Genomic DNA, 26,193 nt, shown 5'->3' on the forward strand with positions numbered 1-26,193 from the left:
ATCTCCATGAGACCTCATGGTGGTGTATATCCATATCACAAACTAAAAGCAGATTTACCTATCTGCTTTTTTGTTGATACAGAGAAAAGATTTTACGCGCAATCCACGTTATAATTCGCACATAAACCATAGACATAGCTTAGCGAAATATTTTCGCTAAAATTTTTACAGGATTTAACTCATGAAAGCAGGCATTATTGGCGCAATGGAACCCGAAGTTGCGATTTTAAAAGCTAAATTAGAAAACTGCCAAACATCGACACATGCCGGCTATACCTTTTACCAAGGGTTGTTGAATGGCTCTGACGTGGTTATTGTTCAGTCTGGTATTGGTAAAGTTGCTGCAGCACTTGCAACAGCGATACTGATTGATAAGTTCCAGCCTGATTATGTTGTAAATACCGGCTCTGCTGGCGGCTTTGAACAGTCACTTAAAGTGGGCGATATTGTGATTAGTTCAGAAGTACGTTATCACGATGTGGATGTAACCGCTTTCGGTTATGAAATAGGCCAATTGCCTGCAAACCCACCAGCCTATATACCTCACCCTGAATTAGTTGCCGCCGCTAAGGTTGGAATTAAGTCACTTGATAATATTCAAACATTAGTTGGTTTGATCACAACAGGTGATACTTTTATGACTAAAGACGAAGACATTGCCAAAGCAAGGGTTAACTTTCCAGCCATGGCCGCAGTAGAAATGGAAGGCGCAGCTATTGCACACACATGTCATCAATTCAACACACCTTTTGTTGTTATTCGCTCAATGTCAGATATTGCAGGTAAAGAATCACCAACCTCATTCGAAGCTTACTTAGAAACAGCCTCTGTTAACTCTTCAGTGCTAGTTACTAGCATGTTAGCGGCACTGAAAGGTAAAACACTAAACTAATGGAAAATTTGAGTAACATCCTCACCAGTCCACATTTTTATTCTGCTGCCTTCATGCTGTTATTAGTGATGGCATTAAAAGCCGGTATTGGACAGTTTGTTACTCAACAACCATTAGCTTTTTTTAATTTTTATTGTCAGCGCTTAGCGGACAAGGTCAATAAACCGAGTAATAGTGCCCGCCAGCAGAATATCTCTGGCTTAATTGCCATTATTGTTACGCTAGTACCATTACTGATTATTCTCTGGTTATTTGAGGCTTTTATTGAAGTTTATTGGCTCTGGAATGCTTTATTACTTTACCTTGCCTTAGGCAGTTTTGGTTTAACTAAAACCAGTAAAACTGTCGCGCGTGAGCTAGTAGCCAATAACAATTATCAAGCAAAACAAAAAGTAGCGCCTTTTTTATTACGTAGCACCGAACAGTTATCACCGTTAGGTATCAGTAAAGCCTGCATCGAAACACAAGTATTGCGCAGTTCGCAATTACTGGTTTGCGTTGGGTTTTACTACTTAGTGTTCGGCCCTTTGGCGGCATTAACCTTTCGATTATTGCTAGAAATGCATTATGCCTGGAATATCAAGCGCAGACGCTTTATCTATTTTGGCGCCGCCATTAATCATATTGTAAAACTATTACAGTGGTTACCATCTCGATTATTTTCTCTCGTACTTTTGCTCGGTACTGTTGGGCAAAACACCCTCCTTTATTGGCGTTTAATACGTGGTAAGTTTTTCCAGACAGATAACGGCATTTTATTGCATGTTCTTGCATTAGGTTTAGCTGTGAAACTCAGCGGGGTGGCTCTATATGACGGAGATAAAGTACGTAAAACTAGCTTTAATGACTCAGCGAGACAGCCACAGGCCACTGATATTATTCATGCAAGCAAACGCATCAACTATGCACTTTACCTACTGACATTAATGGTTTTGTTACTAGCAATAATATCCTACACTGCTGCCAGCTAAAACCTGTCGCCACGCGATTTAATCACTTTGCTATTATTAAGATTCAGGTAAACTATTAGACTTAAGATGAGTCTCTCATTGTTATTAATATAAGGCTACACCATGAAATCCATCAAACTATCGTTAGTTATTTTATTAAGTGTTATTTCGCTGTTCACTTTTGCCCAGCAAACTGCCTCTATTTCGCAACAAGAGCTGCTAGCTTTAATGGCAACGCCCAGCAAACAGACAGTAATATTAGATGTGCGTAGCGCTGAAGAGTTTTCTGAAGGTCATATCCAGGGCGCTATTAATATTAGCCATGAGCAAATTAACGCTAACCTCAATAAAATTATCGCCTTTAAAGATAAAACGGTAGTTGTACATTGCCGTTCAGGCCGTCGTGCTATCAGTGCTGAGCACGATTTACGTGCCGCTGGATTTAGCGACCTTCGTCACCTTGAAGGAGACATGAAAGGCTGGCAAGCTGCCAACTTACCCTTAGTAAAGTAGCGAAGTAACTCAATGTCAGAATTACTCTATTGGCTTGATATGTTCGGCATTGTTGTTTTTGCCTTTTCTGGGGCCTTAATGGCTGGACGATATAAACTTGACCCTTTCGGAGTAGTAGTTTTGTCTGCTGTCACCGCAATTGGTGGTGGAACCATGCGCGATGTTATTTTACAAACGCCAGTATTTTGGGTACAAAACCCCGTTTACCTCTATGTTATTTTAGCAACTGCGGCATTAACCATCATTTTTATTCGTTCACCCAAGCGTATTCCTAAACGGTTTTTATTGGTTTCAGACGCTTTTGGCTTAGCGTTATTCGCCGTATTAGGCACAGAAAAAGCACTAAGCTTAGGCGCCGCGATTCCTGTAGCCATTGTGATGGGAATGATGACGGGGGTTGCTGGTGGTATGCTACGCGACGTATTATGTAACGTAATACCAATGATATTACGACAAGAAATTTATGCCACCGCTGCGATTTTGGGTGGAGCATTATATACATTGCTACGCTATTTTTCTTGCCCTGAGCATCTGGCTATTATCACGGCGATACTTGGCGCGTTAACATTACGCTTAGCCGCTATTTATTGGCGTGTTACTCTGCCCGCTTTTGATATTATTGAACCAGAAGAAAGCAAAAAAGATCAATAATAGTCAGTTAAACTATGCTTGATCTTTTTCTTTAACTGCTTAATAAACTTAGTTAATCTAAATAACGCACACAACATAACGTCGAGCCTGAGTTATCTGTCATTGCCTATTTAGCGATAATTAAGCTTCTATACCCCAACCATCGTTATAACCTTTGAATTTTGTCGCTAGTAGCTCAAACTCAGCTTCTTGCGCAATAACCGCGTCATAACTTGGTACCATGCTAACCGTACAGTTAACATCCCATACATTGGGCAACTCATCAGGTACTAGCTCAACTTGCATGTCTGGCGCTTGCTCTGCTAAATGAGCAACCATAGCTCGTGCTTGTTGCTCTTGTTCAAATAACTGAAAAAACACTACCTGGTGAATTTCGTTTAAATCAATGCCCGCAGTTTGCATTTCAGCTAAAACTTGGCCGGTTTCATCATTTGGGAAGGTCATATCGCATACAAATTATTAAAAACAATACCTTATTATATACCCAAAGCGATTCAAGATGCTCGTTCGACTGTTAATTAATACTCTGCAATCATTGTTACTTGATAGTATCACGTGGGCAAAGGGCAGCTTACTGATAATTTATTGGCAATAACAAATCAATTTCGCACTATGACTTAGTGATTTCTTTCACTCATGGCTAGTATTTATTAACGTACAAATATTTTGCTGACAAGCTAATTGCGCAGCTGAATTTATGGTTGGGCATTGGTCGATAACAATGTCTTTGGTGGCGATTTTTTTCAACAAAGATGCACCAATAATATTGCTAGCAAGACGACAGTCGATATTTTTAAATTTAACAGTCAGCACCTGACACTGCGCTATTGTCACGCAAGTTAAATTATTAATCAGCGTTTTTTCAAAATTTTTCATCACGCTTTTATCATCTGATGGTAGCGGTATTTCAATATCATCACTGTGGTTATAATGACTAAGATTACGTTGTTGCTCTAACTTTTGTTGTTGTAACTGAGCCTCTTGCTCTAGTTGATTTTTTAGCCGTGTGGTCGCTTTTTCATTCTCTGATAATAAATAACCTAAACCGAGTAATATTATCAAAAGTCCTGCGCACACGATCAGCGTAATAGTTACCCACTTAGCCATTAAGCTGGCTCTTTACTTGAACTAGCGCTGGCATTACCGCTTTTCCCCTGTGGAAAATCACGCAGCATTCCATCAACTGCAGTAGTGATTTTTTCCTGCATTTCTCGACTGTTGTCATCTTCTTTGAATTTTAGTGGGTAAACACTACGCCAAACTGAACGTTGGCTTTTAGGGTCAATAATATCGAGAATCAAACTACCCGGTCGTAGTTTATTTTCTAACTCAGCATGTGTAGCTTCCCCTGCTCTTAAACAATAACCGCAATATTTTACTTCACGATTATACTTATCTAATTCAAAAGCACGGCGATTTAGTAGGTGATAAGCAATAACGATATCAGCTTTGTTAAGCGTTTTATAACTAAAACCATTACTATCAAAACTTTGTTCTATCGCTAGCTCGATTGTATTACGCGTGCTATCGCTGAGGTTTTGTACGTCACCAAACGCAGAATTTCGACCATAGGTACTATAACTCTCAACGGAGGAAAAATCGAAACCATCACGAAAGGAAGTCGTGGCAGAAATAGTTGAACAAGCCGAAAGGGTAATAATGAATGCTAAGCAACTAAGTAACCTAATATTTATCATAGTATCTTCAAACAAAAAATAATGACACTAGATTACCTAGCTGAAGTTAAATTACAACATCTGCTAACGATATAACCGTCAACTTATTGCAATGATTGATAACTTACCGCGTCAAAGTCAATAACCGTACCGCCAAACTCTTTCGCAAAAGCATCGGCATCCGCTTTAGCTGAAAAGCTTGCTAGCGTTTTACCCATAGCACCCATTTTTTCAGAACCAACCACATACCAAGCATTACGAGCATCAATAAAGTAGCCGTCATTTGGCGCATTCCATGGCGCTTTACTCATATCATGAACTAAAATAGTTGTCACATTACGCTTATTTTCAGGGTCAAGGTAGAAGCTAAACATATCACGCGTCGAACAGAATTTTTTCACACTATTGCCATCAGCTTCCGTCACACCTTTGCGAAATAATTCTGCTTTAGGTCCTGAAAAGTTGGTAATTAGCATGCCACATAAGTGACATTCGTCCGAGCTTTCAATAGCCACAGCTTGGTGAATAACTTGTTGTTGCTCAGATTGCTCGGAGCAACCAATCACAGCGACTAAGACGATAGAGAGGAGAAGTTTACGCAACATAAAAAGTACCCTTACAGTTTTTTATTTTTAAAAATAACGGATGCTATAGCTAAAGGTGCAACTACCCAAGCCAATAAAATCGCCAGTAGTTGAGCCTGTGTTAAATTAGCATTGATAGCAACAGCTAATGCACCATTAACATCTGAGCTATCTAAGCCTGCGAGGTTAACTAAACGAAACACATCGGCTGGATTCAACATCATCAATTGGGTTAACGCTGATTGGCTTAGCCCGGAATCGGCACCAACCAATAACGCTAGCAAAGCTAAATCAAATACCAAAGCAAAAAAGAACCAGGTGATTAACGCTACACCTGCTGCTTTTGACTTTTCACTGGCAAGTAAGCTGATCATATAAGCGATAGCGGTAAAGCTCAGGCCCAAAAGCGTTGCGCTAACAATAAAATAACCAAAGGTTTCGATGATGACAAAATCACCATGTTGAATAAATAACAGTAACGCTGATGCACCAAACCCAAGTAATGTCGCTAAAGTAATAATACCGCCTTGACCAAAAAACTTGCCAAACAGCAATTGATTTTTACTCAACGGATAAGTTAGCAATAACAATAATGTACCGCCTTCTTGCTCACCAACAAAACTGTCGTAACTTAACAATAATGCAATCAATGGAATTAAAAATACGGCCAAGCTTGCTAAGCTAGCAATGGTGGTAGAAAGCGATGTAACACCGACAGTACCAGAAGCCGCGGCACCAAAATAAGTTAAACCAACGGATAATACAGCGAAAATTAATGTTATCGACAGCAACCAGCGATTGCGAAGTCCATCATGAAATTCTTTATTGGCGACGGTTAGTATTTCTCTCATTACGCACCTGCCTTGGTATTTTCTGTTTTCATATGCTCTGCTTGTGCTAAATAATATTGATAAACTTGTTCTAAGTTTGCCGATTCAACGGCAATATCACTCAAGCTTTCGTCTGCTAATAAATAACGTAAAACTTTAAGCTTGTCTTGTTCAGGAACCGTTAAATGCCCAGCCGAATTAACATAAGCTTTGACGATTGGATGTTCAAGTAATTCCACATTCAGTCCTTGCGGCTTAATTTGCGTTGGTAAATTTGCCGCCGCGCGTAATTCAGCGATAGTGCCAAGCGCTAAAGTTTTTCCTCCTGAAATAATCATCGCTCGGTCAATATGCTGCTCAACCCCAGGTAAAACATGAGAGCAAAGCACAACACTTGTTCCTTGGGTTTTCAATTGGTCAACACTGTTATAGAATTCTGCCGTCGCATTGGGATCTAAACCGACAGTTGGTTCATCAAGCAATAGTAATTTTGGTTCACCAATAAAAGCTTGTGCTAAACCTAAACGCTGCCTCATCCCCTTAGAATATGTTTTTACCTGCCGCCCCATCGCATGAGCAATGCCGACTTGCTCCAACAGTTTTTTAGCATGCAGTTTTGTCTGACCTTTTAATCGAGCAAAATAGCTTAAAACTTCTAAGCCGGTCAATTGCTCATAAAACATAACGTTTTCTGGCAAGTAGCCCATTTTTGCTCGCATATGCCATGCTGATTTATCATCAGGTTTCATGCCCATCACAGTAACATTGCCGGCATCGGCAGAAATTACGCCTAAGATAAGCTTCATCATGGTAGTTTTGCCCGCGCCATTATGGCCAAACAAACCGAGTACTTCTCCCTGCGCAAGTTGCAGGTTAATGGATGATAACGCTGGCAAAGCTTTATAGTTTTTGCTGGCATTCTCAAGGGAAACTAAGGGTGTATTCATTGTGGTTTACTTGCCTTATTCGCATGAACTTCTGACTGTTCATCACTTACTTGAAGCGATGACGCGATCTGACTTACTCTCTTTGGCGCTGCTGCGGGTTGCATTAACGGAAAGCTATCTTTAACGCCTGGCGGTTTTAAAACCGGAAACTCTTTTTGTATCCAACGTAATATCAATACCACCGGACTATCCATGATCATTTTCATTTCTGGGTATTGCCAAATAAGCTGATCAATGCCGTCATTTGGCTCAAAAATAACATCACCAATATTATCGCCATTCATATCCCAACCTAAATAATTACTCCAATAATTGCCTCGACCCTCAAAGCTCCACTCTTGTTTTTTATTGGAAACATATTTCACTTGTACCGGATTATTAATAAAACTATTACCGTAAATTTTGATATTCTCTGAGCCCGCGGTTAAATGAATACCAATTTCAGCGGTATCAACACGATTATTTTTAATGGTGTTGTAACCTGAGTTATAAACAAACAAGCCCTTTCCGTCTCGACCCAACACTTTATTTTCTGGTTTAGTCCAAACGCCTTTAATGTCATTATTTTCAAATGTTGATTCCGTGATAAAATTGAGTAAAAAACCATAGTCTTCGGAGTCGGTGGTTTTATTACCTTTAATTATCAGCCGACGTGAACTCATCAACGCATAACCAGCACGAGTACTATAAGCGGTGTTATTTATTACCGAATTGTCATATGAATACATATAATGGATACCATAACGTAAATGATGCATGGTATTACCTTCAATAAGGTTATTTTTACTGGCAATAACATAAATTCCATCGCGCACACCACTAGTTTCATTGCCAAAGATATGGGCATTTTCAATACTTGATATTTGAATGCCGTTACCTCGATCTGCAGAGCGAATATTAATATTGCCCTGTACGGTATTGTTAATTACTTTTGCATGGTTAATTTTATGCAGCCAAATGCCAAAGCCATCGCCCGTTAATTTATTATTTTTAATGGTAATATTTTCAGCTTTAGTGGCCGAATAAATACCTGCATTTTCGTCAGTTAAGTTATGCCCCCAATTCTCTATCTGCAGGTTTTCAATGGTAATATTTGAATTTTTCAGTAATACAGCATGGCCTTGGCCATTGGCATCGATAATCGCGCCTTTCTTGCCTGATAAAGTGAGCTGGTGATTAACAACAAAGTTGCCCACATAGCGACCTGGCGCTAATTTTATAATGTCACCGTTACTACTTTCATCTAATACTCGCTGTAAATTATCATTTGGCGCTATGGTAATTTCTTCAGCAAAAATATTAACTGAAAAACTTAAAAGAAAAGTAGCAACCAGTAATTTTTTAAATAAATACACTATCAAAAACTCAACGCTATAAATTAAAAAGGCGGCAATAACAAAATTGCTATTACCGCTTATTTTATCCTCACTAGGTAAGTAATCCTAGCAGCAACATTTTGCTGATGCTAAGTCACCTGTGCTTAGTAAGTTCGACTTAAGCTTCAACTAGCATACGTCCGCGCATTTCCATATGAAGTGCATGACAGAACCAGTTACAGTAGTACCATTGTACACCTGGTCTGTTTGCTTTAAAGGTAATAGAAGAGGTTTGCTGTGCACTAATTTCCATTTGTACACCATGGTTAGTCATACAGAAACCATGCGTTACATCTTCAACTTGGTCAAGGTTAGTAATAACTACAGTTACTTCATCTCCAAGCTTAACTTTAAATTCAGATAAACCATACGTTGGCGCAATTGAAGTCATATATACCGTGACTTTATTTTTGCCTTTACGAATAACTTTATTGTCTGTCATTAGGTTTACGCCATCAGCCTTTGCAGTTGCTACTGTAGTCGCAAACATTGGGTCATTACGATCCCAAACTCTTTTGGTTTTGATTTTACTACGATGTACCATAATACAGTCATGCGGTTCAGCAAAAGTTGGACCATCATGAACCAGTTTCATTTCATCACCAGAAATATCAAATAGTTGATCATTTTCTGGTTTAAGTGGCCCTGTTGGTAAGAATCTATCTTTTGAGAACTTACATAAAACAACTAGCCATTTACCATCAGCATCACGCGACTCACCTTGTGACGTATGGTTGTGGCCTGGCTGATAATGAACATCTACTTTTTGGCGTAAGTAATTAATTTTTTCACCGTTATGCGCTTTGATAGCATCTTCAACATTCCATTTTGCCACTTGGCTATCTAAAAATAGTGTAGTGTATGCATTACCACGGCCATCAAAGGCAGTATGAAGTGGCCCTAAACCTAATTCTGGTTCTGCAATAACGGCATCACGTGGTTCAATTTTATTAGCAAAAATATCGTCTAATTTCGCAATAGATATAATAGAAACTGTTGGTGATAACTTACCATTAGCAACAAAATATTTTCCATCAGGAGAGGCGTTAATGCCATGTGGTGATTTAGGTACTGGAATATAGCGCGTTAATTCTGAGCCTTTGCGACCATCTAACACAGGGACGTTATTGCCATTGTAAGTTTTGAATTTACCAGCTTTAACAGCGGCTTCACAACGTGCAAGGCTGAAAACAACTACATGGTCACGCTCTGAGCTGATCATTTCACCTAAGTTCATGCCCATTTCTGAGTTATATGATGTTGAGGCAAAATACTTACCGTCAAAATCTGCGTCTGTGTTATCTAAGTTACCATCAACCATAACTTGAAAAGCCACTTCCATGGTTTCTGCATCAATGACATTGAACATTGAACGGTAAGTGCTGACATCTTCCATACCAGACTTGCCGTCATTCACTACGGGGACTTCAAATTCACCATTACAGATAACATACTTAGTGTAAGGCACTTTTTGCACACGTAAACCATGAATAGCCTGAACATTAGGGATATGTAAAATTTTGTCAGTTTTCATTACATCACAGCGAATACGAGCAACACGGGTGTTCGCTTTATCGTTAATAAAAACATATTTTCCGTTATATTTACCATCAGTCATAGACATGTGAGGATGATGACAGTCACCAGTAACATACTCACTGTTTAAAACCTCTTTTGATTCATTTGTTAAACCATAACCAGTGGCGTTGTCGAGGTTAAATACTGGAATTCTCATTAATTCACGCATTGAGGGAACACCCATAATACGTACTTCGCCGGAATGTCCGCCAGACCAAAAACCATAGTATTCATCTAACTCGCCCGGCGCTACATGTGGTGAATTAGCCGCTTCAACAGCTTGTGCTTGTGCCATTGAAGTAAACATAGCTGCAGTCATAGGTGCGGCAACGGCTCCAGCGCCAATTAATGCTGTTTTACCGAAAAATTTACGTCTACCTTCGTTCTCTAATTCTACGTTGTTAGCGCTTTTATCATCATTACTCATCACTCTTCTCCGCTCTGGTTAATTTTTTAGTTGGAACTTTTAAACTCTATTTATCTAATTCTAAGCATTAAGCTACATTGACAGTTTCAATTTCTGTTGCCTTATACTTGGCTTTTTTACGTGCTAATTTTTTCAGTGGTGGACATTTTTCTTCATTAAAATAAGTTACTTGGCAATCAAGGCAGTAATGACACTCACGCATATTTATTACGCCGTCAGGGTTAATTGCTTGTATTTCACATTCTTTAGCGCAGGTTTTACAAGGTTGACCACACTCTGGACGACGACGTAACCAGCTAAATAAGCGCACACTATTACTTGTTGAAAGCGCTGCACCTAACGGACATAAATAACGGCAGAAAAATTTGCGATTAAAGATGTTAATAGTGAGCAAAATAAGTGCATAAGCAATGAAAGGCCATTCACGATCAAACTTTAATAGGAAGGTGGTTTTAAAGGGCTCTATTTCAGCAAACTGCTCAGCTAGAGCTAGAGAGTCCAGTGATAAAGCAAATAAGCCTAGTAACACTAAATATTTAATCGCCCATAAACGCTCATGTACCGCCCAAGGCAATTCAAACTGAGGAATTTTGATGTAGCGAGCAAACACGTTAATCAGCTCTTGTAAGGCACCAAAAGGACATAACCAGCCACAATAGACAGCTCTGCCCCAAAGCAGCATAGTTACTGCCGCAGCGCCCCAAAGCATAAAGATCACTGGGTCTAATAAGAATAAGTCCCAAGAAAAGTCTGACATAAAGGCTTGTAGAAATGTAAAGACGTTAACCACTGACAACTGTCCACCCCACATCCAACCGATGAAAACCACTGTAACAATTAAAAAGCCATGTCGAAAATTGTGCATAAAGGTTGGGTGTCTAACCAACACATCTTGAAAAAATAAAGTGGCAAGTAGCAGTGTCATTAAAATAGATAAAATAATCACCTCAGTTTGCTTATCTTGCCAAACTTGTTGTGTCAGCGTTAACTCAGGCTCAGGTAATATAATCGGTGGACGGTTCAAGTATTGATCTAAACCGTGGTAGCTACCTTTGAAGCTAGTAAATACACTATCTACAGCACCTACTTGGCGACGAACTAGCAATTCGAACTGCCAATCAACACCCGGATTAAACTCTTGATGTTCACGGACAATAAATAATGACATTTCTTTAAAATGTGGCACCCCACTTATAAACAAGTCAGTCACTCGAATTTGATCTAAATCGCGAAAGGCAAAAGCCGTTTCATTCTGTAATATTTGGATACGGTCAAAAATCCCACCACGAACATAACCCGAGCCTTTAAATGAATAACCGTTGCCTAAAACAATAATGGCATGTTCGTTAGGCTTTAATGTTGACATTAACCATTGGTATTCGCTATCACCTAATAAGTTACGCCCTATGGTTGGAATATCTGCTTGGGCATAATAAACCTCAGCAAACATATCGCCTTTTTGCTCCGGCGTAGCTTGTTCTATATTTTCAGCTTCAGTACCAACAAAGGCTTCATCAACCTTATTACGGTCGAGATATAGTTTACGAATTGAACCGTCGCCAAGTAATGTTTGCCAATCTGCCTTTTTATACACATTGGGTAATACCGTGGCCATCGGCTGCTTAATTTCTTCAGCCTCATCAATAATGCCGAGTGAGCGTGCAACTTTAGTTGCTGACTTAGTTATGGCAACATTCATCACCATAACAGTGACAGTCGCCCCAGATAAACCATCTAAATGAATGATATCTCCTTTTGCGTTACCGCCGACTTTCAAGCGGTCACTAACGTTAAGGCCGTTATATTGATCAGAAAATTTCCATAATTTACTTTCGGGGATACCTGCCAAAATAATAGGCTCGTGATGCTCTAAAACTTTCGCACCGAGATAAACGCCTTTCGAATCAATGGCCACCAACATGTTAACTGGCTCACCTGAGTAGGCTGGTATTTTTGCAATGTCATTGGTTTCAAATGCATAACCAATGATTTCTTCTTGTTGATATACCGTCCAAATCAGCGGCTCACCCGCTTTATCAGAAACTTTAGTGGCTTGGGGAAAAATTTGATTGATAAGTGGTAAAGGATCTCTTGGTTCACTAACAAATAAAGCGTGCGCAGAGAACTGAGCAAAGCAGAGCAATAGCACCAAAAGTAACGTTAACTTGTTTTTACTGTACGATAAGAAAAATAGCATTGTACGTAATACCTACACCTAGATGATAAGCAGCAAGTTCAGAGTGAATATGTCAAATCTCTAATTTATCTAACTGCGACAATATGTCGCACATACTACGCCTCTCAAAATTTCTAATACTGACTTAGATCAACAAAATTGTGTAATTCAACAACCAAAAAACACACAATTTTTGTAGGGATATTTAATAGTTAGCTCACTAAGCATGACAAGAAAGCGAAGCTACAAGAGGAGTATTTAAGGATTGGTGCACTTAAATTGATTTAGCAATAAAACGATTAAAGCAGCGTAAGAAACCCCAAAGCTTTCAATTTATTCTAAAGATACAGGTTAGTTTTTATTGAAAAACCGGATAAATAATAATAAAAAAGCCAGTCACGTTGACTGGCTTTATCGATAGATAATTTAACTAACGTTAGCAATAGTGCTAGTTATTTTATCCTTATAGTTACTTAAGCGTAATCTTAGCAAACTTACGTTTGCCTACTTGATAAACCGCACTAGAACCCGCTTTAATCACAAGTTTATTATCGGTAATTTTTTCACCTTCAATTTTTGCTGCACCTTGCTTTATCATCCGCATAGCTTCTGAAGTACTAGCCACTAAACCGGCTTCTTTTAACAAGTTAGCAATCGCAATTTCACCCGTTTCAGTCACAATATCTAATTCAGGCATGTCATCAGGTAAGGCACCTTTTTGAAAACGATTAATAAACTCTTGGTGAGCAGCTTCTGCCGCTTCAATATCATGAAAACGCTCAATTAACTCTTTTGCTAAATCAATTTTTACATCACGAGGATTTGAGCCCGCCGCGATAGCTTCTTTGTAGCCACTAATCGTTTCAATCGGCTTAAAACTAAGTAATTCATAGTAGCGCCACATTAAATCATCTGAGATCGACATGATTTTACCAAACATGTCATTTGGCGCATCAGTAATGCCGATGTAATTATTCAACGACTTAGACATTTTTTGTACGCCATCCAAGCCTTCTAATAATGGCATCATAAGCACAGTTTGCGGACGTTGGCCTTCTGATTTCTGTAGTTCACGACCCATCAATAAATTAAACTTTTGATCGGTACCACCTAATTCAACATCAGCTTCTAAAGCAACTGAATCCCAACCTTGCACTAAAGGATACATAAACTCATGGATGGCAATCGCTTGGCCACCAGCATAACGTTTTTTAAAGTCATCTCGTTCCATCATACGCGCAACGGTTTGGCGTGAAGCAAGCTTTAACATACCTGCAGCGCCCAATTTATCCATCCAGGTTGAGTTAAAGGCAACTGTAGTTTTTGCTGGATCTAAAATTTTGAAAACTTGCTCTTTATAGGTTTCAGCATTTGATAACACGTCTTCTTTAGTTAATGGCTTGCGCGTAACATTTTTACCGGTTGGATCACCAATCATGCCGGTAAAATCACCAATTAAGAAGATAACTTCATGACCTTGTTGTTGAAACTGACGTAATTTGTTGATCAGTACTGTATGACCAAGATGCAAATCTGGTGCTGTTGGATCAAAGCCTGCTTTAATTTTCAGCGGCTTGCCTTTCTTCAACTTTTCCAATAACTCATCTTCTAGCAGAATTTCTTCCGCACCGCGTTTTATTTCTGAAAACGCTTGGCTTACATCTGACATTTACTAAGCTCCAACAAAGGGTATGATTAATCTTTAATGGCTGAATTCTACTGTAATTTTCACTGTGGTGAAAACCCTATCATTGTTTAGAAGGATATTATTTTGCTATAGTAAACGACAATTGTCGTATTAAAATCTCATTTATAGGTCTTAGCTTTTTGAAAAATATAAAAAATTTATATTTTGCCTTACCAAAACAGCACCAAATAATTATTACTACGTGCGCTGTGATAGTGCTATTTTTATTAGTGGTGCCGCTGAAAAGTAGCAAGCAAACAACATCGAATACTGTAGGCGAATTTAAAGTCGGTCAGCGATATCAAGTGGCAACACCTGAACAAGCCAGTAGCACACAACCTTCCGCCAGTATTGAGTTACCTGATACCCCCATTGAATCATTAAACGATACAGAAATTCCAGCACGTGAGTTACCCAGTAATATCGAAGAAAGTTCAGCCCAATTGCAATGGCAGGCTGTTAAAGTCAGAAGTGGTGATTCACTTGCTAAAATATTTAAGCGTAATGGGCTCAACGCCACCACAACTCATAAAGTAATCACCGCGCAAGGCGAAGGTAGTAAATCACTAAAAAAACTAGGGGTTGGCGACATAATCCGTATCGGAAAGGATCAGCAAGGTACTTTAGTATCGCTTGAGTACCCGCTGTCAAAAAACGAAACGTTATACGTAAATTTACAAAATCAGCAATATCACGCCTATAAAGAAAGTAAAACAGTCGAGGTACGTGAAGCCATTGCGCATGGGGTTATTAAATCTAATTTTTGGAATGCTGCAGCGGCTGCCGGCCTTAATGACGGACAAATTATCAACTTGGCGAATATATTTGGTTGGGATATTGATTTTGCCTTAGATATACGCGAAGGCGATAGCTTTAATGTCATTTATGAAAACCAGTACATAGAAGGTGACTTTATTGGCAAAGGTAACATAGTTGCCGCAGAGTTTATTAACCAAGGCGAGTCTTTTCACGCTATTCGTTTTACTGATGGTGCATACTATTCCGCTGATGGTCGCAGCATGCGCAAAGCTTTTTTACGTGCCCCCGTTAGTTTTAAATACATTAGTTCTAATTTTAAACCTAAACGCTTTCATCCCGTACAAAAGCGTTGGAAAGCTCATCGTGGTACCGACTACGCAGCCAAAACAGGTACCCCCGTTGTTGCTGCTGGTAATGGTAAAGTTACTCACGCGACATATAACAAATACAATGGTAACTACGTTTTTATTCAGCATGGAAATGGCATAGTCACCAAGTATTTACATTTCTCGAAACGTGCCGTTAAAAAAGGTCAACGCGTTAAGCAAGGGCAAGTGATTGGCTATGTAGGGTCAACAGGTTTAGCAGCAGGTCCACATTTACATTATGAATTTTTACTCAATGGCGTACACCGCAATCCTAGAACCGTGAAGTTACCAGACGCTAAGCCGATAAGCTCAAAATATAAACAAGCTTTTGATGTGATAGCTAAACAACGATTAGCAGAACTAACTGGTTCACGTAGAATCATGTTATCCATGCAGCCAAGCGCAGAATAAAATGGCCAATAAAGTGCGTTATATTGGTTTAATGTCAGGTACCAGTGCTGATGGCATTGATCTCGCTTTGGTTGAATTTGACACTGAGCAATCACAACAAGCTAACGGTGCCAAGTTAATTGCTAGCTATTATCAAGCTTACGATAACGCTACACACCAAAAAATAACCCGCTTGTATAATGCAAGCGATAATGAAATTGATCGTGCAGGTAGCCTTAATATAAAACTTGCACAGTTATTTGCTCATGCAATTGAACAGTTTTTACAGCAAGAAAAATTATCTCCAACGGATATCACCGCAATAGGTTGCCATGGTCAAACGATTCGTCATCGTCCGACCATAAGTCAATTTGCTAGTACACCATTTACCCTACAAATTGGCTGTTTACAAACGTTAGCATTACTAACCGGCATTCGTGTAGTAGGAGACTTTAGAACTAAAGATATTGCCTTAGGAGGCCAGGGAGCACCATTAGTACCTGCTTTTCATCAGGCTATTTTCGGTTCAACTGAAAATGATGTTTTTATCGTCAATATTGGTGGTATTGCCAATATTACATTCTTACCAAAAAATAGTCCTGAAAGCACCATCGGATTCGATACTGGCCCAGGCAACGCCCTAATGGATTATTGGTTTGCTCAGCACCAAGCAGGTAGATTTGATATGCAAGGAAAATGGGCAGATTCAGGAAACATTTGCCAAGATTTGCTTCGCCCTATGTTAGACGAGCCATACTTCAAACAACCCGCGCCTAAAAGCACAGGACGAGAGTATTTTAATGCCCAATGGCTAGCAAAGTTCATCGGTAAAAATGCGATAAAACCGGCTGATGTTCAAGCAACATTAACTGCACTAACAGCTGAAACTATTGCGCAACAAATTAACAAATTAAGTACGAAATCAGACGTATATCTTTGCGGTGGAGGTGTTGAAAATAACGTACTGGTTTCGCTGTTAAATCATAAGCTTAGCAAGCACCAAGTAATGAATACTCAGTCAAAAAACATAAATAGTGATTCATTAGAAGCAATGGCATTTGCCTGGTTAGCCTTCGCATTTGATAAAAATATTTTTGGCAACATCCCAGCTGTAACAGGGGCTAGCAAGCCAGCCGTTTTGGGTATCAGTGTCAATCCTTAAAAATGACTAGATTTGAATAGTTTTCTGTTTATAATAATCCGTTCCTGTTGAAAAAAAGCACGTTAAATGAATAATATTTGAACTATCCTTGCGAGGAGGTTTCTAAGTTAATCACACAGTTTGCTTAATCGAATGCACTATTCGATGTTCAACAACAAACGAGGAGTAGGTAATGGAATTTAACGACATTCATATTGGCATGAAATGCGGCAGCAAAAAAGGCAGCGGCACCGTAACTTGGATAGATGGCTCAACCCGTACTATTTACATGGCAAATAGCGACAGCAACAACAGTTTTGAAGTCGGCTTCGAAGAGATTATTGAAGATCCTCAAGCGCACAACAAAGAAGATACTTACTATTAAGTCTTTTAAACGAAACTTATCTAACAATACAAGAGCTCCTACGGGAGCTTTTTTTGTGCTTGGCATTGCAGCTTAAAAGCAAAAGTGATCTATCAAGCAAATGTAGCGGTATAACTACTATCAACTAAAATAAATGATTGATACACAATCATGCATAGTATTTGGCTTTAGGAGCGATAGTGAACATACTTATTACTGGTGGTACGGGCTTAATAGGCAGAGCGCTAATACAAGGTTTAAATACTGATAACATTATCGTGCTGACGCGTAATAAAAAAAATGCCGCCAACATACTACCCGCTCATATCAAGTTAATCTCATCACTTGCTGAAGTTAATTTTAATGAACTTGATGTCGTTATTAACTTAGCTGGCGAAAGCATCGTAGGCCGTCGTTGGTCAGAACAGCAAAAATCGCTGATCTGCCAAAGCCGCTGGCACATAACTCAGCAGCTTGTTGAAAAAATACAAACCGCCACTAAAGCACCTAAGTGTTTTATTTCGGGCAGTGCTATCGGCTTTTATGGACGCCAAGGCGCTAAGGCGATAACTGAAAGCCAAAAAGATGTTTATGACGAGTTTAGCCATCATGTTTGCCAGAAGTGGGAAAGTATCGCTTTTTCGGCCCAGTCGGATAAAACCCGGGTATGTGTACTAAGAACCGGTATTGTTTTAGCCAACAACGGAGGTGCATTGCAGAAGATGTTGCCCGCATTCAAACTCGGTCTTGGTGGCCCAATAGCTAACGGGCAACAATTTATGTCATGGATACATATCGACGATATGGTTGCGATTATCATGGCTACTATCAATCAACCTTCGTTAACCGGTATTATCAATGCCACAGCACCAACCCCCGTTAGCAATCAAGTATTTGCCGAAACGTTAAGTACGGTACTTTCCCGACCTTGCTTTTTCAGAGTTCCAGCCTTGGTGTTAAAAGTAATCATGGGAGAATCGTCAGATTTACTACTCTACGGTCAACATGTTATTCCCGATAAATTGTTGAAAAATAATTTTAAATTCCAATACCCTTCTTTACAGATCGCCTTAAAACAACTATTACTTAAGTGTGACAATAATACAAACAACAACAATTAGGTGCCGTTTGAAAGCAGAATTGCCCCCCCATGGTAAATGTAGCTACAGCGTTGAAGGTAACATCGTTACTATTCATGCTATAGGCCCGTGGAATTTAGAGTTCTTCAAAAAAATGCACTATGAACTGGGGCAAATTCTCCTACATGAAGTCGACTTTCATAACTTTGCTATTTTATTGATACTCAAAGGGGATTCTTTAGCTGCAAAAGATGGTTTAGATTACCACCTGAACTTAGTTAGGTCGGGGCCAACAAAAGCCTTAGCCATTCACTCAACCTTAAGTGATGCACCACAAATCACCCAAAGTATTTTTCAAAATGTTTATAACCAAGCAGGCCTTAAAAATAGAACGTTTGACTCAACTGAAGAGGCAAAAACCTGGTTAAAGGCGCAATTAAAATAAAGTTTCACCGAAGCTACCTTGCCTATAATAAGCGGGGTTTCTATCAAAAATAATAAGAGCAAACATTGACTTACAGACGAATAAGTTTGATGATTAACGCTCGAATTTAGCAACAAGTATTGGTTCAATATCGTGATTTTCACCCAGTTAATTTACGGCTCTTTGCTCATCGTTGGCACGGTATTTATTCAAGTTGCATTCATCAGCACCCTCACCTATTGCTTACATGTATTAAGCAATTGGTTAGCCAGACCTCCTTTTCAATTAAAAACCGTATTAATACTCAGTGCTATGGTGCTGTGGTTAGTTGCCGGGTTAAGTGTCAGTGCGGCACTATGGGCTGGTGTCTATTTAGTCATTGGAGCTTTTAATAGTCTAGAACCTGCTCTCTATTTCTCCATTGTGACCTTCTCAACTTTAGGTTATGGCGATATCGTTTTAGAGCCACAATGGCGCATACTGGGTAGTTTAACTGCGGTTAATGGTTTAATCATTGTCGGACTAAATACAGCGGTTCTTGTTGAAGCCATTGCCCGTATTAGAGCAACACAACATGGCACGTCAGGGGGCTACCATTTACATTAAATACTATGTTGCCATTGGTGCGATTTATTGCGAGCACCTATTGCTTAAATACAGTATTTCCGGCCCAAGCACGTATTAATGCCCAAACAGCCAGCACAATAAAAATTGTATGTACAAGAACAAAGTAAGTGATAACAAATACCCATGTCCAACCTGAATTAAAACCACCTAATGCTATCATCAGTATGCTAACGAAAATCAGAGCAGCTGCCGCAAATAAATTCAGCTTAATAGCAAACTTAAGATGACCATCAGCCAAACTGTTTTTATCCACTTTACTTAGTTGAAAAAGCAAAATAATAAAGGCAAGCACCGGTAAAAAAGTTAAATTTAGTATCGACCATAAAGCAATGCTAGATGCCTGTTTTATTTGCTCTTTACTTTGTAATCTTGCTTGTAAATTCATGGTTATTTCCCTTTACTTGTTTATTAGGCCACACACGTTAAGCCCAACATTGCTTTGCTTTGCAGACTAGAAAAAAATCGTTGCAATAATCATTGCCGGAAAAATAATAAAATATAACCGCATCAAAAAACGTAAGTTTTTATTTGCATGTTTTAGCTCCATAAAATGATCAATAACAATAATACCTTTATACATTAACGTTACTGCCACTAAAATACTAACAAACGCAGTTGAAGCAAACTGTTCGCCTAAAAACGTGTTAAATAGCGTAATGGCGATCAGTATTACCCAAAACCATTCCAAACTAGAAAATTTCTTCATTGCAACCTCTAGCGTAATACGTATAACAGCGGGAAAATTAAAATCCACATCAGATCAATCATATGCCAATAAACAGCAAGTGCTTCAAGACCACTATGTTCTTCAGCTGAATAATGACCTGCCCGCAAACGAAATATTACCCACAATACCGCACATGATGCCCAGCCTACATGCAGAAAGTGATTAAAAGTCATGTAATAGTAAACCGTATAAAACTCGTTTGTACTTGTGCTTAGCCCTTGTAAGTTATTCCAGTAAAACTCCCAAGTTTTAACAATAAGATAAAAACAACCGCAGCTTAATGCTAACCATAAATATCCTTGGCACTTGCCGCGATTATTCAAGCGAATATGCATCATAGCTTTGGCCATAAAGTAGCTACTCGACAATAAAATAATAGTATTGGCCACACCTAAGCTAGTATTTAAGCCTTGTGGTCCTTGCGCAAATACATCAGGGTAATAATATTTGGCAACAAAATAAGCAACAAAAAAGATCGCAAACTCAGTAAGCTCAGAAAGTATGCCAACCCAGATAGGAATATTGCCTGGAATACGGCCGGCCTGTTCTTCACTCCAAGCACGAGGAAAAATACCTAATGTATTACTCGGTTGCTCATGACTCATATCAGTTCTACTCAGTTATTCGACTTTAATAGCATACATAAGCACCGTTTATTTTAAGTGACGTGAATCAAGTTAATGCGGATTACTGACATAGCATTGAGATCACCGAAATGTGCATTGTTCAATCAAAGCCATAACCTAGCATTACGGTGCATGATATTCATAAATTTACTGACATAGCTTGATTTCAATCAAAGCCCTCAGCGCTTAAAACTTGAACATATCTAATAGCTTTATTACAGTGTTAGTATCAGTTGCAAAGCCAGTAACCCAAACTCAGCTTAAGTTACTTCGCTTAGAGGCTTTTATCGCGTGTTTAGTTAACTTAAAAACAATGTATTCATCTGCAGCGCGCCAACCAGCTAATGATCTTGATTAAATAGATATGAAAATTATCAATAAAAACCAATAACTGACAGGAGAGTAAAGTGAAAAATATTTTATACCTTGTTGCCGTAGATGGCAGCGAATGTAGCTTACGTGCCGCAGATCGTGCCGTGAGCTTAGCTAAACAAACTCATGCAAGCGTTACCTTCTTAACAGTAAAAGATTGGTCATACTTACAACCTATGATGCTTGACGGCACTGCGCCAATAATTTTAGATCAAGCTACTGAAGAGCAAAACACTCGTACTAATGTTTTGCTTCCCCTACTCGATAAATATCAAGATACTGATCTAGACATCAAAACGGAGTTAATCTGGGGAGATCCTAGCTCAGAGATACAAGCAAAAATTAAAGAACTACGCGCCAGTATGTTATTTATAGGCCGCCAAGGACGTTCAAGAATTGCTGATATTTTACTGGGCAGCGTAGCAAATAAATTGGCGCATCAAGCTGATGTACCAATAGTATTAGTGCCTTAATTAACGGGTTTTCATCACTGAAAAAGTAAGTTTTTAAAACAAAAAAGGTGAGCATTAGCTCACCTTTTCTTTACATTTTTATATCATTTAAAACGGGATATCATCATCAAAATCAATAGTTGGCTCTTGTGGGTTTACCTTAGGAGCTGACTGCTGTTGAAAACCACCGCTTTGCTGTGGTGCAGATTGCTGTTGATAGCCACCTTGTTGTGGTGCCGCTTGTTGTTGATAACCGCCACCTTGCTGTGGTGCTGCTTGTTGTTGAAAGCCGCCACTTTGTTGTGCAGGTTTATTATACGCTTGCTGAGGTGCCGCTTGTTGTTGAAAACCACTAGATTGTTGTGGAGCTGACTGCTGTTGAATGCCGCCACCTTGTTGTGGTGCTTGTTGGTTAAAACCACCAGCGCCTGCGCCACTACCACCACGAGAATCTAGCATTTGCATTGTGCCGTTATAGCCTTGTACAACGATCTCAGTGGTGTATTGATCTTGGCCTTGTTGGTTCTGCCATTTACGTGTTTGTAAAGCACCTTCAATGTAAACTTTTGAGCCTTTTTTCAGGTATTCGCCGGCAATTTCAGCCAATTTCCCGAACATAACCACGCGGTGCCATTCTGTTTTTTCTTTTTGTTCACCCGTTTGCTTGTCTTTCCAACTTTCAGAAGTTGCAATAGTGAGGTTAGCAACACCACCACCGTTAGGCATGAAACGTACTTCAGGATCTTTCCCTAAGTTACCTAAAATTATTACTTTATTGACACCAGCCATGAACAAAATCCTATAATTTCAGTAAAGCAGTGCTTTACTCATTTAACATTATTCCAAGCGACAACTCGCTCAGAATATTTATTTTTAATAACAATGAAGAGATTCTAACATTAGACGTAAAAAATTACGCTAGATTTACCCCATTTTTCTAAAATATTTTATCTAAGAAAAAGTAGCGACTACTCTGCTACAAAGAGGTGCTTTTCCATTTCATTTTTGATATCCGTAGGGATTTTTAAAGAGCTCTGATTTTCATAACAAAAATTTACCATCACTGCTGTGCCTGACGCACATTTGATATCGTTCTGCCATAGTTCTTGATATACGTCGAACGATGAACTGCCTATTCTGCCAATAAAAGTACGTAGCTCAACCGCTTTACCATAGAATATTTGTGCATGAAAATTAACATCAATTTTCGCTAAAATTAATCGCCATTGTGTGACGTTTAGCTCAGGCATAAAAATTTTGAAAACTGGCTCACGTGCCCCCTCAAACCAGATAGGTAACATGGTATTATTAATATGGCCAAGCGCATCAGTGTCACAAAATCGAGGGGTTATCACTTCAGTAAACATAAAAAATCCTTAATAAATGCAAATTATTTCAACATTCTACATAGATTTTTTCACAAGGTAATTAATTTAGTCGCCGTTTGTTGTATGCTGACTACAGATTAATAAAAAGATAAGGGCTTGTTGAACTTAACTTTACTCCCTGTTTGACAAAAAAGTATCATCGCTTTGTTTAAGCATGGAGTTATAAAGCGCAATAAACACTAACACTATGACCGATTTTATTGAAGTATACCCCAATGCACTTAGCCAAACGTTTTGTGAAAAATTTATTCTAGATTTTGACAACAGCCAACATCAAGTTTCCGGTAGAACAGGCAATGGTGTTGATACCACAAAAAAACTCAGCCAAGATATTTATTTAAATCAGCATGCAGAATTTCAACCCGCTTTAAATACCATTTTACATACCTGTGCTGATCATATTACTGAATATATTAGTAAATACTTTTTTAGCCTCATTAGTGGCATATCGCTAACGGTTCGACACCCCAAAACTCAACAACCGGTGGTACTAACCGCTGATAACTTTGAGGAAGTTGGCAAACCTAATGCTTTCAATTTGATCAAGTACCTGTTTAATTTAGCGCCAATTAATGCCCAGCGTTACGAACAAGGCAAAGGTAATTATGGCTACTGGCACTCAGAAATATATCCTCAACCGGGTGAAAACAAGGCATTACATCGCGTTTTATTATTTTTGATTTATTTAAACGACGTTGAAGACGGTGGCGAAACTGACTTTTATTACCAAAATAAAAGCATTAAGCCTAAAGCAGGTACTATGGTTATTGCCCCTTGTGGCTTTACTCATACTCATCGCGGCAACATTCCTATTTCATCAAATAAATATGTTTTAACCTCTTGGGTCAGCTTTAATCCCGCTAGTAAAATTTATATCGGTTAAGGTGCAAAGCCACTTGTTGAGCAAAATATTGTCATCACTTGCCATCCATGGCACCATGACATACCGTTCGTCCTGAACGTCATTCTTTGCCGTCCATGGCACCATGACATACCGTTCGTCCTGAACATAAAAAGCATAATGAAATCATTATGCTTTTTCTTTAGTTCACGGTTAGCTATTTAAATTTATTCTGTTAATTTTTCTGGCGTTGGTTCGCTATTTCCAGAATTTTCCGCACCATTTTCTTGCTCATTTCGTAAAAAACCTGCCGCTTCTTCATCACTACTTGTCAGTTGATTAGGATTGAAGCGAGAAGCATTATTTACTTTTAAAATATTCTCTGCATGTTGTAAGTCGGCAGTATTGGAGAAACCGGCAATATTTTCACGTGCTCGTAAAAATGCTTTTATTTCATCAACAATACCACTTAACTCATCATCATTTTTCGACATTGACATCACATAGCGCGGCATTTCAACATTACGCGCACCGCTAGTGGCAAAGGTGCTTGAGCTAATGCGAGAACTAACTATCCAAGGTGTAATTGACGATTTAACGATAACATTCTCACTGCGTGTAGAATCATGAATCGACATACCCGTTGACATTTTTGACTCAGAAAAAGTACCCTCGGTTTTCATATACATCAGTAAAGAATTAAACTGCAACTCTGCCCAAAATATATGAGAGAAGTTTTCTAACATACGGCCTATAGCCGTAACTATTTGCCAGAAAAACAATGTGCTAACAAAAGCCACAATTAAACTTGATGCCTCAGTTACTAAGCTTTCTAATTGGCTAACATTACCGTTATTAGCCATGCGAGCTGCTGCTTCGATATTACTCATAAAATGTTGAAAATATTCGATACCTGCCGAAATCTGGCCAACAAAACTAAAGAACAAGTATGCCCCTATAACTAATAAAACTTGCGCTAAAGCCGTACTCAATAAACGGGTAACTTTGTAACTTTGCGGTTGCTCTATGCTAGATAGTTTAGGTTGTGTCTCAATCAATAACTCACCAGAAAATGAACCTTTACCTTGGCTTTGCTCTTCTAAAACCGGATCAAAGTTCATATAAGTACGATTAGGAATTTCTTTATAGCGACGATTAGCTAGCACAATATTTTCAATATTAATGAAAATCTCATTAGGATGGACAGCTTCTTGCAAATTCTCACGGTACTCGCTCACTTCAGTATCTGTTGTACTTTGTTTGCTACGAATACCCACTAAATAGAAGACGAATATCGCGGTTATAAACCCTAAACTGATCAACGTTAATAAACTTGGCCAAGCAGAAAAAACACTGATGCTATCGGCGATTTGATAGTAGCCACTGTCCAAATTAACATTTTGACTGATCAAGTGATAACCGCCGCCAATAACAACGGGAAATAAAATTGAGAAGGTGATTATTTTCGCGACACTGGCAGCGCCAGCAGTATTTAATAATTTAACACGATCTAAATTAACTGCATTAGCAGCACTTCGCCATGCCGCAACTAAATAGATTAAAATAAAAATAGAAAAAATAGGCATAATAATATGCCCAGCTTCGCCAGCTAAACCACTTGATGAGACAAAGTAGGTTAAACCAAACGCGACAAACGCAATAATAGTGGTGGTTAAGACCGAAATAAGCTCTTGAGAGATATTACGAATCGGATAAGGTAAGAAAATCAATTTAGGAAAAATAGAATGTACAAAACGTCCCATCCAGCCTAGAGGCTCAGTAAATGTGGTGTTTTTACGCCCCATGAGCATAGACTCAAGTGTAGATGCCTTATAGGCAAGCACTTGTTCTTTACGCTCTAATTCAGCATTCTCTTTTTCGCTTTTTGTTAAATTATACGATAATGAGGTTGGAACAGAGCGACCAACAAAAAATTTGAACAACTGAAATAAGCCACTACCTGCACGTTTAAAACCAGAAATAAGCAACAACAGCCCAACAACGGCATAAATCCATGCCGTGGTCATGTCTTGTTCAATTATTTTTGTTACATTAAAAACACTGTATAAACCAATTCCGGCAATGGCCAAGCCACCTAGCGTGCGGATTAAACCTTCCTGTTTAAAAGGATTGCTAATACCTAATCCTTTTGAACCAAAATCATATGCCATTTCTACTTCTCCATAATTTGGCTTCGTTTCTAAACGTCGACCAATCCTAAATAATTCTTTCGATAAATTAACCTAAATTACGGTTAAGTAACAGATTTTTTTAAAACATAAATAAATTTTATTGGTGATTGAAGAATCAGAAAAATCAATAGAAACTTAGTTATCAGGCATCTAGAT

General features: G+C 38.8%; 28 protein-coding genes. 12 read left to right on the plus strand and 16 right to left on the minus strand.

What is annotated here, in order from left to right; translation table 11 throughout:
• Positions 1–181: 181 nt before the first annotated feature.
• The 4 genes from mtnN (at position 182) to B0169_RS01595 (ending at position 3,006) form a co-directional block, all read left to right on the plus strand.
• Positions 182–892, plus strand: a complete 711-nt coding sequence (gene mtnN / locus B0169_RS01580) for a 5'-methylthioadenosine/S-adenosylhomocysteine nucleosidase (RefSeq protein ID WP_077284035.1) — start codon at positions 182–184, stop codon at positions 890–892.
• Positions 892–1,863: a cobalamin biosynthesis protein CobD/CbiB gene (locus B0169_RS01585; RefSeq protein WP_077284038.1), complete on the plus strand. Its 972-nt coding sequence runs from the start codon at positions 892–894 to the stop codon at positions 1,861–1,863. The genes mtnN and B0169_RS01585 overlap by 1 nt, the downstream gene beginning before the upstream one ends.
• 102 nt (positions 1,864–1,965) lie before the next feature.
• A complete protein-coding gene (locus B0169_RS01590) occupies positions 1,966–2,355 on the plus strand; it encodes a rhodanese-like domain-containing protein (RefSeq protein ID WP_077284040.1) in 390 nt (129 codons plus the stop codon).
• Between the two features lie 12 nt (positions 2,356–2,367).
• Entirely contained in the window at positions 2,368–3,006 is a 639-nt protein-coding gene (locus B0169_RS01595) for a trimeric intracellular cation channel family protein (RefSeq protein WP_077284042.1), read from the plus strand.
• 120 nt (positions 3,007–3,126) lie between these two features.
• Here B0169_RS01595 and B0169_RS01600 read toward each other — a convergent pair whose 3' ends face one another.
• From B0169_RS01600 to tyrS, 10 genes are all read right to left on the minus strand, one after another.
• Positions 3,127–3,450: a ribonuclease E inhibitor RraB gene (locus B0169_RS01600; protein ID WP_077284044.1), complete on the minus strand. Its 324-nt coding sequence runs from the start codon at positions 3,448–3,450 to the stop codon at positions 3,127–3,129.
• Between the two features lie 186 nt (positions 3,451–3,636).
• A complete protein-coding gene (locus tag B0169_RS01605; RefSeq protein ID WP_077284046.1) occupies positions 3,637–4,113 on the minus strand; it encodes a hypothetical protein in 477 nt (158 codons plus the stop codon).
• Positions 4,113–4,703, minus strand: a complete 591-nt coding sequence (locus B0169_RS01610) for a DUF4136 domain-containing protein (protein ID WP_077284048.1) — start codon at positions 4,701–4,703, stop codon at positions 4,113–4,115. The genes B0169_RS01605 and B0169_RS01610 overlap by 1 nt, the downstream gene beginning before the upstream one ends.
• An 83-nt stretch (positions 4,704–4,786) precedes the next feature.
• Positions 4,787–5,287 (minus strand): nitrous oxide reductase accessory protein NosL, encoded by a 501-nt coding sequence (locus B0169_RS01615; protein ID WP_077284050.1) that lies wholly within the window; start codon positions 5,285–5,287, stop codon positions 4,787–4,789.
• Positions 5,288–5,298: 11 nt separating this feature from the next.
• Positions 5,299–6,117 carry an ABC transporter permease gene (locus B0169_RS01620; protein ID WP_077284052.1) on the minus strand — a complete coding sequence of 273 codons (819 nt, stop codon included), beginning with the start codon at positions 6,115–6,117 and terminating at the stop codon, positions 5,299–5,301.
• Entirely contained in the window at positions 6,117–7,043 is a 927-nt protein-coding gene (locus B0169_RS01625; RefSeq protein WP_077284054.1) for an ABC transporter ATP-binding protein, read from the minus strand. Before B0169_RS01625 ends, B0169_RS01620 begins: the two co-directional genes overlap by 1 nt.
• Positions 7,040–8,398: a nitrous oxide reductase family maturation protein NosD gene (locus tag B0169_RS01630; RefSeq protein WP_077284056.1), complete on the minus strand. Its 1,359-nt coding sequence runs from the start codon at positions 8,396–8,398 to the stop codon at positions 7,040–7,042. Before B0169_RS01630 ends, B0169_RS01625 begins: the two co-directional genes overlap by 4 nt.
• Before the next feature lie 139 nt (positions 8,399–8,537).
• Positions 8,538–10,424, minus strand: coding sequence for a TAT-dependent nitrous-oxide reductase (gene nosZ / locus B0169_RS01635; protein WP_077284058.1), 1,887 nt, complete (start codon positions 10,422–10,424; stop codon positions 8,538–8,540).
• A 67-nt stretch (positions 10,425–10,491) separates the two neighbouring features.
• Entirely contained in the window at positions 10,492–12,621 is a 2,130-nt protein-coding gene (gene nosR, locus B0169_RS01640; RefSeq protein ID WP_077284060.1) for a transcriptional regulator NosR, read from the minus strand.
• Positions 12,622–13,069: 448 nt separating this feature from the next.
• Positions 13,070–14,269, minus strand: coding sequence for a tyrosine--tRNA ligase (tyrS, locus tag B0169_RS01645; RefSeq protein WP_077284062.1), 1,200 nt, complete (start codon positions 14,267–14,269; stop codon positions 13,070–13,072).
• A 158-nt stretch (positions 14,270–14,427) separates the two neighbouring features.
• Here tyrS and B0169_RS01650 point away from each other — a divergent pair, with 158 nt between their 5' ends.
• The 6 genes from B0169_RS01650 (at position 14,428) to B0169_RS01675 (ending at position 19,418) form a co-directional block, all read left to right on the plus strand.
• Positions 14,428–15,825: a peptidoglycan DD-metalloendopeptidase family protein gene (locus tag B0169_RS01650; RefSeq protein WP_179143614.1), complete on the plus strand. Its 1,398-nt coding sequence runs from the start codon at positions 14,428–14,430 to the stop codon at positions 15,823–15,825.
• Between the two features lies 1 nt (position 15,826).
• Positions 15,827–16,966, plus strand: a complete 1,140-nt coding sequence (locus tag B0169_RS01655; protein WP_077284065.1) for an anhydro-N-acetylmuramic acid kinase — start codon at positions 15,827–15,829, stop codon at positions 16,964–16,966.
• A 172-nt stretch (positions 16,967–17,138) separates the two neighbouring features.
• Complete coding sequence (locus B0169_RS01660; RefSeq protein WP_077284068.1) at positions 17,139–17,330, plus strand: hypothetical protein; 192 nt, start codon at positions 17,139–17,141, stop codon at positions 17,328–17,330.
• Between the two features lie 179 nt (positions 17,331–17,509).
• On the plus strand, positions 17,510–18,430 hold the full coding sequence (locus tag B0169_RS01665) for a TIGR01777 family oxidoreductase (RefSeq protein ID WP_077284070.1): 921 nt from the start codon (positions 17,510–17,512) through the stop codon (positions 18,428–18,430).
• Between the two features lie 7 nt (positions 18,431–18,437).
• The gene (locus B0169_RS01670; RefSeq protein ID WP_077284072.1) at positions 18,438–18,833 is read left to right on the plus strand and encodes a hypothetical protein; all 396 of its coding nucleotides are present in this window, start codon (positions 18,438–18,440) and stop codon (positions 18,831–18,833) included.
• Between the two features lie 132 nt (positions 18,834–18,965).
• The gene (locus tag B0169_RS01675; protein ID WP_077284074.1) at positions 18,966–19,418 is read left to right on the plus strand and encodes an ion channel; all 453 of its coding nucleotides are present in this window, start codon (positions 18,966–18,968) and stop codon (positions 19,416–19,418) included.
• A gap of 37 nt (positions 19,419–19,455) precedes the next feature.
• On the opposite strand, the gene B0169_RS01680 is transcribed toward B0169_RS01675, so the two are convergent.
• The 3 genes from B0169_RS01680 to B0169_RS01690 all read right to left on the minus strand — a co-directional run bounded on the left by B0169_RS01680 (position 19,456) and on the right by B0169_RS01690 (position 20,771).
• Complete coding sequence (locus B0169_RS01680) at positions 19,456–19,824, minus strand: hypothetical protein (protein ID WP_077284076.1); 369 nt, start codon at positions 19,822–19,824, stop codon at positions 19,456–19,458.
• Between the two features lie 66 nt (positions 19,825–19,890).
• Positions 19,891–20,145 (minus strand): cytochrome C oxidase subunit IV family protein, encoded by a 255-nt coding sequence (locus tag B0169_RS01685; RefSeq protein ID WP_077284078.1) that lies wholly within the window; start codon positions 20,143–20,145, stop codon positions 19,891–19,893.
• Positions 20,146–20,153: 8 nt separating this feature from the next.
• Positions 20,154–20,771: a cytochrome c oxidase subunit 3 family protein gene (locus B0169_RS01690; protein ID WP_077284080.1), complete on the minus strand. Its 618-nt coding sequence runs from the start codon at positions 20,769–20,771 to the stop codon at positions 20,154–20,156.
• Between the two features lie 428 nt (positions 20,772–21,199).
• Here B0169_RS01690 and B0169_RS01695 point away from each other — a divergent pair, with 428 nt between their 5' ends.
• On the plus strand, positions 21,200–21,637 hold the full coding sequence (locus B0169_RS01695; protein ID WP_077284082.1) for a universal stress protein: 438 nt from the start codon (positions 21,200–21,202) through the stop codon (positions 21,635–21,637).
• Positions 21,638–21,724: 87 nt separating this feature from the next.
• On the opposite strand, the gene ssb is transcribed toward B0169_RS01695, so the two are convergent.
• Both ssb and B0169_RS01705 read right to left on the minus strand, forming a co-directional pair.
• Entirely contained in the window at positions 21,725–22,405 is a 681-nt protein-coding gene (gene ssb / locus B0169_RS01700; RefSeq protein WP_077284084.1) for a single-stranded DNA-binding protein, read from the minus strand.
• Between the two features lie 179 nt (positions 22,406–22,584).
• A complete protein-coding gene (locus B0169_RS01705; RefSeq protein ID WP_077284086.1) occupies positions 22,585–22,983 on the minus strand; it encodes an acyl-CoA thioesterase in 399 nt (132 codons plus the stop codon).
• Positions 22,984–23,191: 208 nt separating this feature from the next.
• Between B0169_RS01705 and B0169_RS01710 the strand changes: the two genes are divergently transcribed.
• Positions 23,192–23,887 carry a 2OG-Fe(II) oxygenase gene (locus tag B0169_RS01710; RefSeq protein WP_077284088.1) on the plus strand — a complete coding sequence of 232 codons (696 nt, stop codon included), beginning with the start codon at positions 23,192–23,194 and terminating at the stop codon, positions 23,885–23,887.
• Between the two features lie 185 nt (positions 23,888–24,072).
• Here the strand turns inward: B0169_RS01710 and B0169_RS01715 are convergent, their stop codons facing one another.
• Entirely contained in the window at positions 24,073–26,016 is a 1,944-nt protein-coding gene (locus tag B0169_RS01715; RefSeq protein ID WP_077284090.1) for a hypothetical protein, read from the minus strand.
• Positions 26,017–26,193: the final 177 nt, after the last annotated feature.

The organism is Cognaticolwellia aestuarii, assembly GCF_002000025.1.
In the GTDB taxonomy this organism is placed as follows: domain Bacteria; phylum Pseudomonadota; class Gammaproteobacteria; order Enterobacterales; family Alteromonadaceae; genus Cognaticolwellia; species Cognaticolwellia aestuarii.